Consider the following 14004-nt stretch of genomic DNA (forward strand, 5'->3'; position numbering starts at 1 on the left):
GAAGCTGTCCGGCACATCCTTCAGGGAAGCGTCATTTTATTGCAAGGAGTCCCGTCGTCGATGGAAAACCTGCCGCCTCTTTGCCTTACGCGTTCGGCGAGGTAGACCCGCGGCATGGCATTTCTTGGTCCAGATGAATGGCAGGCGGTAGCGCTGTCGCTGAAGGTGGCCTGTCTGGCGGTCGCGGCCAGCCTGCCATTCGGGCTGGGCGTGGCGTTGCTATTAGCGCGTGGGCGGTTTCCGGGGCGTCATCTGCTGAACGGGATCGTGCATCTGCCGCTGATATTGCCGCCTGTGGTGACCGGCTATGTGCTGCTTCTGGGCTTGGGCAGGCGCGGGCCAATCGGTGGCTTTCTGGAAAGCGCCTTTGGCATTGTATTGGCGTTCCGCTGGACGGGTGCTGCACTCGCCGCGGCGATCATGGCGTTTCCGCTGATGGTGCGCGCCATGCGACTGGCGATTGAAAGCGTCGATCCAGGGCTGGAAGAAGCTGCCGCGACGCTGGGTGCGTCGCGCCTGCGCGTGTTTTTCACGGTGACGCTGCCGTTGATCCTGCCCGGCGTGATCGCGGGTGCGATCCTCGCTTTTGCCAAGGCAATGGGAGAGTTCGGCGCCACGATCACCTTCGTGTCCAACATCCCCGGCGAGACGCGCACGGTGCCCTCGGCCATCTACGCCTTCCTGCAAGTGCCGGGCGGCGAGGCTTCTGCATTGCGGCTGGTCGTCGTGTCGGTCGTCGTGGCGATGGCGGCGCTGGTGGTATCAGAAGTAATGGCGCGCAGGGTCACGGCACGGGTCGCGGGAAGATGAGCCTGTCCGTCGCGATACGCCACAGCTTTGCGGGTTTCGCGCTGGATGTCGGCTTTGCCGCGCCTGCCGGTGTCACGGTGCTGTTCGGTCATTCGGGATCGGGCAAATCGACCGTGGTGAAGGCCGTCGCGGGGCTGCTCCGGCCAGATGCCGGACGGATCAGCGTCAATGGTCGTGTGTTGCTGGACACCGCGTCGCGCGTCTCTGTCCCGGTGCATCGGCGCGGGCTGGGGTATGTTTTTCAGGACGGTCGGCTGTTTCCGCACATGACCGTGCAGGGCAACCTGACATATGCGCGTCGTGCGACGGGTGACAGGTTTGACAGCGTTGTCGATATTCTGGGGCTGGGCCGTCTGCTGGATCGGCGTCCCGGCGCATTGTCTGGCGGCGAGGCACAGCGGGTGGCCATTGGCCGCGCGCTTCTGTCCGACCCCGCGATGCTGTTGATGGATGAACCGCTGGCCGCGCTGGACGCCCCGCGCAAAGCCGAGATCCTGCCCTTTCTGGACAGGCTTTGTTCCGAGTCCGGCGTGCCGATCCTATATGTCACCCACGCCGTGGCAGAGGTCGCGCGCCTGGCAAATCACATCGTCCTGCTGGAAAACGGCCGGGTGCTGCGGTCCGGTCCGGCGGCGCAACTACTGGCCGATCCCGCGCTGGTGCCGCATATGGGCGTGCGCGATGCGGGCGCGCTGCTGAATGCGCGTGTGGTCGCACATCATCCCGACGGGCTGACCGAGCTGGCCGGCCCCGGAGGACCGCTGTTCCTGCCCGGTGTCAGTCGCGCGCCGGGCGACCGCATACGCGTGCGCATTCTTGCGCAGGACGTCATCCTGACGAGGACCCGGCCGAAAGGTCTGTCGGCGCTGAATATCCTGGAAGGCACGATCCGCACCATGCATCACGGGGACGGTCCCGGCGTGGTGGTTCAGCTTGCCGTAGATGACGAACATCTGCTGGCGCGGATCACCCGCCGCAGTGCCGAGACGTTGGAACTGGCCACAGGACAGACGTGCTTTGCCGTGTTGAAATCGGTCGCCGTGTCGCAGGTCGATATAGCCGAGCCCGCACCAAACCCGTAACACGACCGCTGTCGCCAGAGCCACTCAGGCCAATGGTATGGGGCGGCGCATTCGCAATTCAAACCCGGCGCGGCTCACCTTATGGTCTGCCGGGTTCGCAACAGGAGAATGACAGAATGAAGATGAAGCCGCTCGGCCGCACCGGTCTTAGCGTGTCAGAGTTTTGCCTCGGAACCATGACCTTTGGCGTTCAGACGCCGCAGGACGAGGCGCATGCGCAGATCGACCGGGCGCTGGCCGCAGGTATCAACTTCATCGACACCGCAGAAATGTATCCGGTGAATCCGGTCAAGGCCGAAACCATCGGCCTGACCGAAGAGATCATCGGCACCTGGTTTGCCCGCACGGGCCGCCGACAAGAGGTGATCCTGGCCACCAAACATTCCGGCGAAGGGCAAAAGAAGGTCCGGGATGGCGCGCCGATTTCCGCAAAGACGATCCGCGAGACAGTTGAGGGGTCGCTGAAACGGCTGAAGACCGATTATGTCGACCTTTATCAATTCCACTGGCCCAACCGTGGCAGTTATATGTTCCGGAAAAACTGGCACTACGATCCGTCCGGGCAAAACAAGACCGATACCGTGGCGGACATGGAAGAATGTATCGACGCGCTGCAAAAAGAGGTCGCGCGCGGCACGGTCCGGCATTTCGGCATGTCCAACGAAAGCGTCTGGGGCACGATGATGTGGAACGCCATCGCCGACCGGATGGGCGGCCCGCGCATTCAGACGGTTCAGAACGAATATTCACTGCTTTGCCGGTTGGCCGACACCGATCTGGCAGAGATGTGCGTCAATGAAGATGTGGGACTTTTGCCGTTTTCGCCCTTGGGATGCGGCTATCTGACCGGCAAGTATCAGGGTGGCAAGATCCCCGAAAAGTCGCGTATGTCGCTGAACCCGGACATGGGCGGACGCCGGAATGATCGTGTATTGACCGCAGTCGAGGCCTATCTGGACGTCGCGCGCAACTTTGGGTTGGATCCGGTGCATATGTCGCTGGCCTGGTCGGCGCGGCGTCCGTTTGTGGTTTCCTCAATATTTGGAGCAACGACACTTGCACAGTTGGATCACCTGTTGGGGGCGGCTGATGTGACGCTTTCGTCCGAGCTGCTCGACGCGTTGGATGTTGCGCATCGCGCGCATCCAATGCCTTACTGAGATTTGCCCCGGAATTGTGCAAGTTACGCCGAGACGGCGCGAGAGCTGCGACCGGTCTCGTGTTCTGAACACGATGTCTGGATTGCTCTGGCCAAGCCTCTGAAATCAAGGCAATAGAACCGGATGGAACCTTGGATAATCCTGGCGGTCGCGGCGGCGGCCTTTCAGACATTGCGCTTCATGCTGCAAAAGCATCTCAGCACCGGCACGCTGTCTTCGGGCGGGGCGACGCTGGCGCGGTTTGCCTATTCGTTGCCATTCATTTCTGCACTGACCCTGGGCTATATCGCCTGGACCGGTGCGGACCTGCCGCAGTTGACGGGCACGTTCTGGGCCTATGCGTTGACCGGCGGTCTGGCGCAGATCCTGGCGACATGGTGCGTGGTGGCGCTGTTTGCACAGCGCAACTTTGCCGTCGGGATCACCTTCAAGAAAACCGAAGTGATCCAGACCGTTCTGGTCGGGCTGCTGGTACTGGGCGACCGGGTCAGCTTGCCAGCCTTCGGTGCCATCGTGCTGGGGCTGGTCGGCGTTCTGGTGCTGTCCGACAGCGCGGCAATGGCCGGGGGCTGGACGCGGCGGTTGTGGAACCGGGCGGCGGGGCTTGGGTTGGCGTCCGGGGCGTTCTTTGCGATCTCTGCCGTGGGCTATCGCGGTGCGACGCTGGAGGTTGCCAGCGACGATCCGCTGTTGCGCGCCGGGGTGGCGCTGGCTGTCGTGACCGTGGCGCAGACCTTGGCGCTGGGGCTGTGGCTGCGCTGGCGCGAACCGGGACAGTTGGCGGCGTTGTGGCAGGCGCGGCGCACCGCCGTCTGGATGGGGGTCACCGGCATGGCAGGCAGCCTGTGCTGGTTCACCGCATTCACGCAGCAAAACGCGGCCTATGTCTTTGCCGTTGGCCAGATCGAGGTGATCTTCTCGCTCGCGGCCTCTGTTCTGGTGTTCCGCGAAACGATCAGCCGTCGCGAGGGGATTGGCATCGGTCTGCTGACCGCCAGCATTCTGGGCCTTATTCTGCTGAACTAGGGGGGCGGCCACGCAGGCGCAAAAACAGGCTTTCCTCGTTATCGTCCCGGAAAAACGGCACGGAACTTGGCGGATTGCTGTCGTGAAGGCGCGCGGCAACCTCTGCCAGCACCACTTCCGTGATGAAGGGCAGGTCGAAATTCCGCACGTCGTTGAGCGAGATCCACTGAAGATGGCTTAGCTCGTCGCAGGCCCCGTCAAAAGAGTCCGGATCAGAGGCAAGCGCTTCGGCCCGCAACAGGAAGAAACGCGCATCGAAACGGCGCGGGCGTCCCGGCGGCGTTATCGCACGGAACACGAATTGCAGCGCCTGCGCGTCGGGCACATGGCCGGTGGCGGCGAAGCCCTGCCAATCGGCGGGCGGAGGGAAGGGCCAGTCACCGGGCAGGCCCAGAATCTGACCTGTTTCTTCCCATAATTCGCGGATCGCAGCCGCGGCCAGGCCAGCGGCGGTGCCCGGCGCGGCATCTTCTTCCAGCCGGTTGCGACAAACGGCGCTGAGCGTTGCCGCCAGCGGCACTTGCGCGTCACCAGCATCAACCGCGCCGCCCGGAAACACGAACTTGTTGGGCATGAAGGCGGCCTTGGCACCGCGTTGTCCCATCAACACGCGCGGCCCGTCTGTGCCGTCGCGCACCACAATCACCGTGGCCGCGTCGCGCAGGGCCGTCTTGTCCGCCATCTCGTTCACGTTGTCGCCTTCCCATGCCAAGCAGGTTCAGACGCGGGAGAATCCGTGCATGTACCGCGCCCATTGAAAGCCCACGATCATGCCCTTGAGCCTGGGCAAAAGATAGAGCGATAGCCCAACGCAGCCAACCGCCAATATCGTGAACAGTATCAGGGGTTCGGGCCGGAACCTGACAAAGGCGACATGCATGACCGGAGCCATCAGATGGGCAACGATCAGGATCGTCAGATAGGCCGGGCCATCATCGGCACGGTGATGATACAGCTCTTCGCGGCAGACGGGGCAGGTGTCACGCACCTTCAAGTAGCCGCTTAGCAAGGGGCCATTGCCGCATTTCGGGCAACGCCTGCGCCAACCCTTCATAAGGGCGGGCATGGTGGGGCGCTCTGCCGCCACATTTACATCATCGAATGCCATTGCAAATCCTTGTGACTCAAGCGCCAAAAATGGTCAAAGCGCACCGCAAATAAAAGTGGACATCCTGTCCTTGCGTCCGGATGTCGCAAATCACGGTCACGTCATCGGTCGTGATGAAGAAAGCTGCGGATTGCCGACGGAATGCCGCGGCCACGGCGTATCAGTTTCCAGTAAGCCGATCGGAAGGCCGGTTTCGAAGCCGTAAGACAAAGGAAAATGACGATGAAACGCACCACAATCTTCACGACACTCACCGCCGTTGCAATTGCAGTCGGCACCGCCGCTGTTGCCCATGGCGACGGACATCGCGGTGGCAACGGCCCGATGATGCACCGGCCTGATTTTTCCGAACTGGACACCAATTCGGACGGCGTACTTAGTCCGGAAGAGCTGGCCGCGCCGCATGCCGCCCGTTTTGCGCAAGCGGACGGCAATGGTGACGGGATGCTGAGTGCTGAAGAAATGGCTGCCCATGCCGAAACGATGCGCCAGCAGCGCGCTATTCGCGGTGCTGAACGGATGATCGAACGAATGGATGCCAATGACGACGGGCAGCTCAGCGTCGAAGAAATGACCGCGCGTGCGGATGGCAAAAGCATGTTCGACCGTCTGGACAAGGACGGGGACGGCGCGATCTCGGAAGAGGAATTCGCTGACGCCGGCAAAGGTGGCAAGCGGATGCGCGGCCATGACGGCGGACACCGTGGCGATCATGGAGGCAAGAAGCGTCACGGTCACGGCGACGACTGAGCCCACCGGGTCGGGCCGCAAATGGTCCGGCCCGCATTGCACCAACGCCCAACACAGGCTAGCCCTTGACGGACAATGGACATGCCCTTTGACGCCATGAGTGAGGTTTCTGACGATGCGCTGCTGGTGCTTTACGCCAATGGCGATGCTGCCGCGGCGCGCGCGCTGACCACACGTCTGACGCCGAAGGTTCTGGGCCACGCTTACCGGATGCTGGGCGACCGGGCCGAGGCCGAAGACGTCGCCCAAGAGGCGATGCTGCGTCTTTGGCGGATCGCAGCAGAGTGGCGGCAGGGAGAGGCAAAGGTCACGACCTGGCTTTACCGCGTCGTGGCGAATCTCTGTACGGACCGGCTGCGAAAGCGGCGCTCTGTCGATATCGATTCTGTGCCGGAACCCGAAGATCCGGCGATCGGTGCCGAACAGGGCTTGCAGCAGGTGGCGCGCGCCGAAGCGCTCCAGACCGCGCTGGACAGCCTGCCAGAGCGGCAGCGCGAGGCAGTGGTGTTGCGACATATCGAAGGTCTGGGCAATCCCGAGATTGCCGAGATCATGGACATCAGCCCCCGCGCGGTCGAAAGCCTGACCGCGCGGGGCAAACGGGCACTGGCCGAGGTCTTGGCCGGGCGACGGGAAGAACTGGGGTATCAAGATGACTGACAAACAGCAGGATAGCGACGGGTTGGAAGCGTTCTTCGACGCGGCCCGCAATACCGCGCCCGACCCCGATGCAGCCTTCATGGCGCGCATTCTGGACGATGCGTTGTCGGTCCAGGGCGAGGCCGTGGCACCCCCCCGGCCAGCCACGAAACGCGACGGTTTTTTCAGCCAGATCCTGCGCGGCATCGGTGGCTGGCCTGCCCTGACCGGATTGGCCGCGGCGACAGTCGCCGGAGTGTGGATCGGGCTAAACCCGCCTGCGGCCGTGTCGGATCAACTGGCCTCGCTGATCGGAACCAGTAGCGCCACCACCGATGCTACCGACAGCGATTGGTTGCTGGATCCGCTGACCGAATATGACATTGCGATGACGGGGGGCTGAACCATGAGCGACATCAAAGAACCTTCGGACGGAAGTGGACAACGCAGGATTTGGCTGCGGGTTTTGCTGTTTGTTTCGCTGGCGATCAACCTGCTGATCGTCGGCATTGTGTGCGGCGCGATGCTGCTGAAACCGGATCACGGTCGGCGCGGCGGCCCGCGCGACATGGTTGCCCCCTATACGCGGGCGCTGAGCGACGCCGATCGTAGCGCGCTTGGCAAGCGTTTGCGCGAAGGTCTGGCCTCTCGCCATGAAGAGCGGGGGCTTCTGGCTGAAGATTACCGCGCGGCGTTGGAAATACTGCGGACAGAACCGCTTGATCAAACGGCCTTGGACGAAGTGCTGTCGCGTCAGTCCGAACGCGCGCACCAGCGCAAGCTGATGGGGCAGCGCGCCTTGTCCGAAAGGCTTGCCGCAATGTCCCCCGATGAGCGCGCCGGCTTTGCGGACCGGCTGGAGGATGCGCTTGATCGGCTGGCGAAAGGCGGCGATCGGTCTTGGCGCCCTCACGATCGCTGACCCGCTTGCCGGCGCGGTATGGCGTCGGGGCTGCATGAAATCAGTTCGCTTTGATCCGCGCGAATGGCATTGGGCTGCGGAGGAACGTCAGACGATCGGCCTATCGCACACCAAGCGCTCAGGCGGCATCCCGGCTCAGCGTGACCTTGTTACGTCCGTCCGCCTTGGACGCATAAAGCGCACGATCGGCGAGTGTCAGCAGGTCGCTGTCATCGCAACCGCGCCCGGCGGTGAAAAGTGGTCCCATCGCCATGCCGATGCTGGCTGTCGCGCGGATCGGGACATCGTGACCGGGCGCAAGAAACGGCGTATGGCGGATCACTTGACACAGTCTTTGTGCCGTGCGGCGGGCGCGATGGCTGCCGGTGTCGGGCAGCACGATCAGGAATTCCTCGCCGCCGATGCGCGCGACCAGATCCACGGCACGCAGGTTCTCTTTCAGCTGACGTGCCACGCCGGTCAGAACGGCATCGCCCGCAGCATGGCCATGCAGATCGTTGATCTGTTTGAAGTGATCAAGATCAGCGATCAGAACGGCAAAACGGCGGCCCGAACGATGCGCCTCTTCCGAAATGCGCGCCAGATGCGGCAGGGCATAACGACGATTATACAGTCCGGTGAGCGGGTCCGTCACCGCCGCGTGTAATCCATCGCGCATGGTGGCGCGCAGCCTGTCGGCGGTACGTTTGCGGGAGATCTGGTTTTCCAGCCGCAGGGCCAGCTCGTCGGGGTCGAAGTCCCCGGCCAGCAGGTCATTGCCGCCCAGATCCAGCGCGCTTGCGGCTGCCTGTCGTGTCTCGCGGTCGCATAGAACCAGCATCGCGCAGTGTCGCGTCGCGCTGCGGGAGCGCAATTCCGACAGCGTGCCCAGCCCGGTTTCGGGGATCAAACGAGGCAGGGTGACGATACAAACATCCGGAGCCTTGGTGCCGCCTGTATCTTGCGCCAGCATCTCTCGGGGACTGCGGATCTCTATGCGGTGGGACACGCGTGCCTTCAGTTGCTCCAGCCACAGCTCGACCTCGGAAGGCTGGTCGGTTACCACAGTCACCCACGCGGGCATTTCGAACCCGGCGCGCGGTTCGGCAAAACCGAGCGCGCGTTGTGTTCCGTCGCGCAGACGCAATTCGCGTTCGGCATCCCGGTCGCGCAGCAGGTTGCGGATCCGGGCCAGCAACATCATTTCGCTGACCGGGTGGGACAGGACGTCATCCGCCCCGGCTTGCAGTGCCTCAACGCGGGCGCGCATGTCATCGGGCGGCGTGAGAAAGATCAGCGGCACCGTTTCGGTTCTGGGGTCGGCGCGCAGCCGCCGCGCGAAGTCGCTGGCCTGCATGCTGCCGACCTGGCCCAGAAGGATGACATCGGGGACTTTTTTCGCACAGGCCGCAAGCGCATCGGTCCCTGACGTGACCTGTTTCACAGAGTAATATGCCGCCGCCAGCTTGACGCGCAATACGATCCTGTTGGTAGCAACTTCATCCACTATCAGGACCGTCTGAGGCATTTCGAGTTCCATCCGTGCTTGCATCCAGGCTTGGGTAAGTTTTTATTCGAATTGGTTAAGAATACCTTTCCGAAGGATGAACTAATGGCACTCTCGAAAGACCGGGCAGAGATCGTCGGCGTGCAGGCGCTTGGCTGGCTGGCGGGCAATGAAGAGCTTCTTCCGATCTTCCTGGGATCGACGGGGGCAAGCACAGAGGATCTGCGCGCCAACGTGCAGGAGCCAGAGTTTCTGGGCTCGGTGCTGGATTTCGTGCTTATGGATGATGCATGGGTTGTCGCGTTTTGTGACGCAGCAGATATAGATTACAATGACATAGCCAATGCCCGTGCCGCCCTTCCGGGTGGAGAGCAGGTCCATTGGACATGACTTTGCGCGCTGATGCGATCCTGTTTGACAAGGATGGCACGCTGTTTGATTTCCGCGCTACCTGGGATGTGTGGGCGGGTGGGGTGCTGGAACGGCTTGCAAAGGGCGACGCGGAACGGCTGGAATGGTTAACCGCTGCCATCGGATACGATCCCGTGATCGGCGGATTCTTGCCGGAAAGTCCGGTGATCGCAGGCACCAACCGGCAGGTGGCAGCACTGATGTTGCCCGGACTTGACGGATGGAGCCTCCGCGGGCTGGAACGATTCCTTTCCGAGGCTGCTGAAACAGCGCCTTTGGTCGAGACGGTGCCGCTGTCGCCGTTGCTGGCGCGATTAAGGCAGGCCGGCCTGTCGCTTGGCGTGATGACCAATGACAGCCAGCGAACGGCGCACGCGCATCTGGTCGCCGCCAATATCGGAGATGCGTTTGACTTCGTCGCGGGTGCAGATAGCGGGTTCGGCGCAAAACCGTCGCCGGACCCTTTGCTGTCTTTTGCATATGCGGTGGAAAAGGCACCGGAGCGGGTGGTGATGGTCGGTGACAGCGCCCATGACCTAATGGCAGGGCGAGCGGCCGGGATGCAGACGGTGGCCGTTCTTACTGGCCCGGCCACGCGGGCAGAGCTTTCGCCGCTTGCGGATGTTGTGCTTCCGAACGTCGGAGCGTTGCCGGACTGGCTGGGGCTGGCACATGCCAACGCATCTTAGCTGTCCGTAACCGAACTTTATTGCTTGTGCGGGCGGAAATGGCTGACCCTGCTGTGTGATAGTGCGTACACGGGCTCGGGCCTCGAAGATGCTTGCCGGTTGGTGAATGGGAGCACATGTCCCTTACCGTCCGCTCAGGCAGGCATACGCGAAACGGATCATACTTTTGTCAACTCCGCTTCGAGCAATTGCACGAAGCTTTCGCAAACCGGGGTCATCGGGCGATCCCGTTTGCGGATGAGTTGATATGGCGACAGGATCAGGCTTTCCTTCATGTCGAGTACGGCCCAGTTGCTGGTGTTGTTTGGAACCAGAAGCTCATAGACCTCCTGCGTGATCGCGGCGATTGCATCGGTGTCCTTGAGATAGGCAAGGGCCACCATCAGGGAGGACGTATCTATCGTATCTCCCGGTATGGGCAGACCACGATTGGTGAACGCCTGATCGACGGCTTCGCGGACCGGCATTCCACTGGCCTGAATAACCCAGCGCAATCCGGCGAGTTCATCAAGTGCCAACCCGGACAGCCCGACAAGCGGGTGCCTGGCCCGAACCAGAAATCTTATTTGTTCAACACGGCCGGCGCGGATCAGGAACGGGCGTGCGTCGGCATGGCGCGGCAGGCGGCACAAGGCAATGTCCAGATCGCCGCGCAGCAGATGTTCGATCAGATCGACACTTGGCGCAATATCGACGCTGACCGTGGCCAGACGGGCCATGGCTTTCAGCTTTTGCACCGCTGGCACGACAAAGCCAACCGCCGCGCCGGTGACGGCACCTATGCGCACCACACCCGCCGTGCCTCGGCGAAACGCATCGACCTCGATGGCAATCCTGTCAATATCTCCCACCAGTGTCGTGGCATGGCGCATGATGACCTCTCCGATCAGGGTCGGGCGCATACCTTTCGCGTGGCGTTCGAACAGCGGCTCGCCGATGATGCGCTCGATCTCGGCAAGGGTTCGCGACGCGGCGGGCTGGCTGACCGCAAGTTGCGTGGCGGCGGTGGAAATCTGGCCGGTCTCGGCGATGGCCTGCACCAAGCGAAAATGTCTGAGCCGAAGCTGGGAGGTCAAAGTCATCATATGCACGATATACCTGAATTGGTATGAAAGTCGCCAAATCTTTCATTTGAATGTTATGTCGAAACCTCATTAGGATTTCGATGTCCGACAGCACGTCGGATCAAATCAATAAAGTCAGGTGCCCTGGCAGTGACATGCGTGGCGCCATGGGAGGACATGATGAAGAAAATTTCAGCAGGGCTCGCCGCCCTCGCGCTTGGCGTTGGCCTTGCGGCCGCGCCGGCCATCGCACAGGATAAGGGCACCATCGGAATTGCCATGCCGACAAAGTCGTCGGCGCGCTGGATTTCGGACGGCGAATCCATGGTCGAGCAGTTCGAAGCGGCCGGTTACACCGCTGATCTGCAATATGCCGAAGACGATATTCCGAACCAGTTGAACCAGATCGAGAACATGATCACCAAGGGCGTGGACGTTCTGGTGATCGCGGCGATCGACGGCACCACGCTGTCCAACGCGCTGGAGAACGCGCATTTCGCGGGCATCAAGACAATCGCCTATGACCGCCTGATCCGCGACAGCGAATATGTGGACTATTACGCCACCTTCGACAACTTCAAGGTGGGCGTGCTGCAGGCGACCAGCCTTGTGGACGGCATGAAAGAGCGTTTTCCGGACGTGAAACCCTGGAATGTCGAACTGTTCGGCGGATCGCCCGACGATAACAACGCCTATTTCTTCTATAATGGCGGCATGTCGGTTCTTCAGCCACTGATCGACGATGGCACGATCAACATCGTGTCGGGCCAGATGGGCATGGACACCGTAGGCACATTGCGCTGGGATGGAGCGGTCGCGCAGTCCCGCATGGATAACCTGCTGTCGGCGCATTACACCGATGCTGTCGTGCACGGCGTTCTCAGCCCCTATGACGGCCTGTCCATCGGGATCCTGTCGTCGCTGAAAGGCGTGGGCTATGGCTCTGGCGATCTGGCAATGCCCATCGTGTCCGGTCAGGATGCCGAATTGCAGTCGATCAAGTCGATCATTGCGGGCGAGCAATATTCGACCGTGTTCAAGGACACCCGTGAACTGGCCCGCGTGACCGTCGGTATGGTCGATGCGTTGTTGCAGGGTGGCGAGCCCGAGATCAACGACACCACCACCTATGACAACGGTGTCAAGGTCGTGCCCTCCTACCTGCTGGAGCCGGTCTCGGTCGATGGGTCGAACTACGAAGCCATCGTGATCGATTCCGGGTATCACAGCAAAGACGATCTCTGATCCTTGCCAACACCCGCCCGCACGTCTGTGCGGGCGGGACGTGACGCATTGATCAGGCGATACCTTGGGAGGGGGAATTTTCGTGCAGACGCTGCTGGAAATGCGCAATATCACCAAGACCTTTCCGGGGGTCAAGGCGCTGGACGACGTCAATCTGAAAGTCACCGAGGGCGAGATTCACGCCTTGGTGGGCGAGAATGGCGCGGGCAAGTCCACGCTGATGAAAGTGCTGTCGGGCGTCTATCCCAAAGGCACCTATGACGGTGAAATTCACTATGATGGCCAGTTGGCCGGGTTCGCCGGTATCTCGGACAGCGAAAAGCTGGGCATCATCATCATCCACCAGGAACTGGCGCTGGTGCCGTTGCTGTCGATTGCCGAGAACCTGTTCATCGGCAACGAATGCGCGAAGGCAGGTGTCGTCAACTGGCACGAGACATTCCGGCGAACCGAAGGGTTGTTGAAAAAGGTCGGACTTAACGAACCTCCTGCGGCGCAGGTCGACAGTCTTGGCGTCGGCAAACAGCAATTGGTGGAGATTGCCAAGGCCCTGTCCAAGGACGTGCGGCTGCTGATCCTCGACGAGCCCACGGCGGCGCTGTCGGAATCCGACAGTCAGGCCCTGCTGGATTTGCTGCTGGAACTGAAAGCCCAGGGCGTCACCTCGATCGTGATCAGTCACAAGCTGAACGAGGTGCGGCGCATCGCCGACACGATCACGGTGATCCGCGACGGCGCGACAGTCTCGACGCTGGACGCGCGCAAGGAGCCGATCACAGAAGACCGCATCGTGCGCGATATGGTCGGTCGGGATATGTCGCAGCGCTATCCCGAACGGCCCCGCCGCGCCGGGGATATGCTGCTGGAGGTACGGGACTGGAACGTCTGGCATCCCGAGCATGCCGCGCGGCAGGTGATCCGGGACATCAACTTTCACGTCCGCGCGGGCGAGGTCGTCGGCATAGCAGGGCTGATGGGGGCCGGACGCACCGAACTGGCAATGAGCCTGTTTGGCAAAAGCTACGGTCGCAACATCTCGGGCAGCGTCGAGCTGCGCGGCAAGGCAATCGACACGTCAACGGTTGCGGCGGCCATCCGCAGCGGGCTGGCCTATGTGACCGAGGACCGCAAGGAACTGGGCTTGATCCTCGAAGAAAGCATCCAGCGCAATGTGACGCTGGCCAATCTGATCGACGTTTCCAAGTCCGGCGTGATCAACGAGGCCGAAGAGACCAAGGTCGCTGAACGCTACCGCGCCGCCATGAACATCCGCACACCCAGCGTGTTTCAGAAGGTCGTCAACCTGTCGGGGGGCAACCAGCAGAAGGTGGTTCTGTCCAAATGGCTGTTTGCCGGGCCGGAAGTGCTGATCCTGGATGAACCCACCCGCGGCATCGACGTTGGTGCCAAGTTCGAGATTTACGGCATCATCAACGAACTGTCGGCCGAAGGAAAAGGCGTGCTGATGATCAGTTCCGAAATGCCGGAACTTCTGGGCATGTGCGACCGCATCTATGTCATGAACCAGGGCAGTTTTGTCGGCGAGCTAAGCGCCGTCGAAGCCAGCCAAGAGCGCATCATGTCGCTTATCGTTACCGAATAGGAAGGCCCG

Annotated in this window: 16 protein-coding genes; 12 read left to right on the forward strand and 4 right to left on the reverse strand. The window is 61.7% G+C overall.

The features are described 5' to 3' along the window. Positions 1 to 114: 114 nt before the first annotated feature. From modB to B8991_RS16050, 4 genes are all read left to right on the forward strand, one after another. A complete protein-coding gene (gene modB / locus B8991_RS16035; protein WP_084353957.1) occupies positions 115 to 810 on the forward strand; it encodes a molybdate ABC transporter permease subunit in 696 nt (231 codons plus the stop codon). Continuing rightward, positions 807 to 1892, forward strand: a complete 1086-nt coding sequence (gene modC / locus B8991_RS16040) for a molybdenum ABC transporter ATP-binding protein (protein ID WP_084353958.1) — start codon at positions 807 to 809, stop codon at positions 1890 to 1892. The genes modB and modC overlap by 4 nt, the downstream gene beginning before the upstream one ends. Before the next feature lie 116 nt (positions 1893 to 2008). Further along, positions 2009 to 3052 (forward strand): aldo/keto reductase, encoded by a 1044-nt coding sequence (locus B8991_RS16045; protein WP_084353959.1) that lies wholly within the window; start codon positions 2009 to 2011, stop codon positions 3050 to 3052. A 123-nt stretch (positions 3053 to 3175) separates the two neighbouring features. Continuing rightward, the gene (locus tag B8991_RS16050; protein WP_084353960.1) at positions 3176 to 4078 is read left to right on the forward strand and encodes an EamA family transporter; all 903 of its coding nucleotides are present in this window, start codon (positions 3176 to 3178) and stop codon (positions 4076 to 4078) included. Here B8991_RS16050 and B8991_RS16055 read toward each other — a convergent pair. Both B8991_RS16055 and B8991_RS16060 read right to left on the reverse strand, forming a co-directional pair. After that, complete coding sequence (locus tag B8991_RS16055) at positions 4062 to 4760, reverse strand: NUDIX hydrolase (protein WP_084353989.1); 699 nt, start codon at positions 4758 to 4760, stop codon at positions 4062 to 4064. The two genes, B8991_RS16050 and B8991_RS16055, sit on opposite strands and share 17 nt — an antisense overlap. A 36-nt stretch (positions 4761 to 4796) precedes the next feature. Then, complete coding sequence (locus B8991_RS16060) at positions 4797 to 5186, reverse strand: DUF983 domain-containing protein (protein WP_084353961.1); 390 nt, start codon at positions 5184 to 5186, stop codon at positions 4797 to 4799. Between the two features lie 222 nt (positions 5187 to 5408). Between B8991_RS16060 and B8991_RS16065 the strand changes: the two genes are divergently transcribed. The 4 genes from B8991_RS16065 to B8991_RS16080 all read left to right on the forward strand — a co-directional run bounded on the left by B8991_RS16065 (position 5409) and on the right by B8991_RS16080 (position 7497). Further along, on the forward strand, positions 5409 to 5936 hold the full coding sequence (locus B8991_RS16065) for an EF-hand domain-containing protein (RefSeq protein ID WP_143514626.1): 528 nt from the start codon (positions 5409 to 5411) through the stop codon (positions 5934 to 5936). Between the two features lie 75 nt (positions 5937 to 6011). Continuing rightward, on the forward strand, positions 6012 to 6596 hold the full coding sequence (locus tag B8991_RS16070) for an RNA polymerase sigma factor (protein ID WP_084353962.1): 585 nt from the start codon (positions 6012 to 6014) through the stop codon (positions 6594 to 6596). Beyond that, positions 6589 to 6978: a hypothetical protein gene (locus tag B8991_RS16075; RefSeq protein WP_084353963.1), complete on the forward strand. Its 390-nt coding sequence runs from the start codon at positions 6589 to 6591 to the stop codon at positions 6976 to 6978. The genes B8991_RS16070 and B8991_RS16075 overlap by 8 nt, the downstream gene beginning before the upstream one ends. A 3-nt stretch (positions 6979 to 6981) precedes the next feature. Continuing rightward, positions 6982 to 7497: a periplasmic heavy metal sensor gene (locus B8991_RS16080; RefSeq protein ID WP_084353964.1), complete on the forward strand. Its 516-nt coding sequence runs from the start codon at positions 6982 to 6984 to the stop codon at positions 7495 to 7497. Positions 7498 to 7615: 118 nt separating this feature from the next. Here B8991_RS16080 and B8991_RS16085 read toward each other — a convergent pair whose 3' ends face one another. Then, on the reverse strand, positions 7616 to 9016 hold the full coding sequence (locus B8991_RS16085; protein WP_179141518.1) for a diguanylate cyclase: 1401 nt from the start codon (positions 9014 to 9016) through the stop codon (positions 7616 to 7618). Positions 9017 to 9088: 72 nt separating this feature from the next. Between B8991_RS16085 and B8991_RS16090 the strand changes: the two genes are divergently transcribed. Beyond that, complete coding sequence (locus B8991_RS16090) at positions 9089 to 9373, forward strand: DUF3572 domain-containing protein (RefSeq protein ID WP_084353966.1); 285 nt, start codon at positions 9089 to 9091, stop codon at positions 9371 to 9373. Then, the gene (locus tag B8991_RS16095; protein ID WP_084353967.1) at positions 9370 to 10083 is read left to right on the forward strand and encodes an HAD family hydrolase; all 714 of its coding nucleotides are present in this window, start codon (positions 9370 to 9372) and stop codon (positions 10081 to 10083) included. The genes B8991_RS16090 and B8991_RS16095 overlap by 4 nt, the downstream gene beginning before the upstream one ends. Positions 10084 to 10241: 158 nt before the next feature. On the opposite strand, the gene B8991_RS16100 is transcribed toward B8991_RS16095, so the two are convergent. Continuing rightward, positions 10242 to 11168: a LysR substrate-binding domain-containing protein gene (locus B8991_RS16100; protein WP_143514627.1), complete on the reverse strand. Its 927-nt coding sequence runs from the start codon at positions 11166 to 11168 to the stop codon at positions 10242 to 10244. 159 nt (positions 11169 to 11327) lie between these two features. On the opposite strand from B8991_RS16100, the gene chvE reads away from it, so the two are divergent. Both chvE and mmsA read left to right on the forward strand, forming a co-directional pair. Continuing rightward, positions 11328 to 12392 carry a multiple monosaccharide ABC transporter substrate-binding protein gene (chvE, locus tag B8991_RS16105; RefSeq protein WP_084353969.1) on the forward strand — a complete coding sequence of 355 codons (1065 nt, stop codon included), beginning with the start codon at positions 11328 to 11330 and terminating at the stop codon, positions 12390 to 12392. Positions 12393 to 12474: 82 nt separating this feature from the next. Further along, complete coding sequence (gene mmsA / locus B8991_RS16110; RefSeq protein ID WP_143514628.1) at positions 12475 to 13995, forward strand: multiple monosaccharide ABC transporter ATP-binding protein; 1521 nt, start codon at positions 12475 to 12477, stop codon at positions 13993 to 13995. Positions 13996 to 14004: the final 9 nt, after the last annotated feature.

The organism is Primorskyibacter flagellatus, from assembly GCF_900176485.1.
In the GTDB taxonomy this organism is placed as follows: domain Bacteria; phylum Pseudomonadota; class Alphaproteobacteria; order Rhodobacterales; family Rhodobacteraceae; genus Primorskyibacter; species Primorskyibacter flagellatus.

What these genes read in the sequence shown, in the direction of transcription:
- modB (WP_084353957.1), top strand. Translation starts at nt 115, where the DNA reads ATGGCATTTCTTGGTCCAGATGAATGGCAGGCGGTAGCGCTGTCGCTG.
- modC (WP_084353958.1), top strand. Translation starts at nt 807, where the DNA reads ATGAGCCTGTCCGTCGCGATACGCCACAGCTTTGCGGGTTTCGCGCTG.
- B8991_RS16045 (WP_084353959.1), top strand. Translation starts at nt 2,009, where the DNA reads ATGAAGATGAAGCCGCTCGGCCGCACCGGTCTTAGCGTGTCAGAGTTT.
- B8991_RS16050 (WP_084353960.1), top strand. Translation starts at nt 3,176, where the DNA reads ATGGAACCTTGGATAATCCTGGCGGTCGCGGCGGCGGCCTTTCAGACA.
- B8991_RS16055 (WP_084353989.1), bottom strand. Translation starts at nt 4,760, where the DNA reads ATGGCGGACAAGACGGCCCTGCGCGACGCGGCCACGGTGATTGTGGTG.
- B8991_RS16060 (WP_084353961.1), bottom strand. Translation starts at nt 5,186, where the DNA reads ATGGCATTCGATGATGTAAATGTGGCGGCAGAGCGCCCCACCATGCCC.
- B8991_RS16065 (WP_143514626.1), top strand. Translation starts at nt 5,409, where the DNA reads ATGAAACGCACCACAATCTTCACGACACTCACCGCCGTTGCAATTGCA.
- B8991_RS16070 (WP_084353962.1), top strand. Translation starts at nt 6,012, where the DNA reads ATGGACATGCCCTTTGACGCCATGAGTGAGGTTTCTGACGATGCGCTG.
- B8991_RS16075 (WP_084353963.1), top strand. Translation starts at nt 6,589, where the DNA reads ATGACTGACAAACAGCAGGATAGCGACGGGTTGGAAGCGTTCTTCGAC.
- B8991_RS16080 (WP_084353964.1), top strand. Translation starts at nt 6,982, where the DNA reads ATGAGCGACATCAAAGAACCTTCGGACGGAAGTGGACAACGCAGGATT.
- B8991_RS16085 (WP_179141518.1), bottom strand. Translation starts at nt 9,016, where the DNA reads ATGGAACTCGAAATGCCTCAGACGGTCCTGATAGTGGATGAAGTTGCT.
- B8991_RS16090 (WP_084353966.1), top strand. Translation starts at nt 9,089, where the DNA reads ATGGCACTCTCGAAAGACCGGGCAGAGATCGTCGGCGTGCAGGCGCTT.
- B8991_RS16095 (WP_084353967.1), top strand. Translation starts at nt 9,370, where the DNA reads ATGACTTTGCGCGCTGATGCGATCCTGTTTGACAAGGATGGCACGCTG.
- B8991_RS16100 (WP_143514627.1), bottom strand. Translation starts at nt 11,168, where the DNA reads ATGATGACTTTGACCTCCCAGCTTCGGCTCAGACATTTTCGCTTGGTG.
- chvE (WP_084353969.1), top strand. Translation starts at nt 11,328, where the DNA reads ATGAAGAAAATTTCAGCAGGGCTCGCCGCCCTCGCGCTTGGCGTTGGC.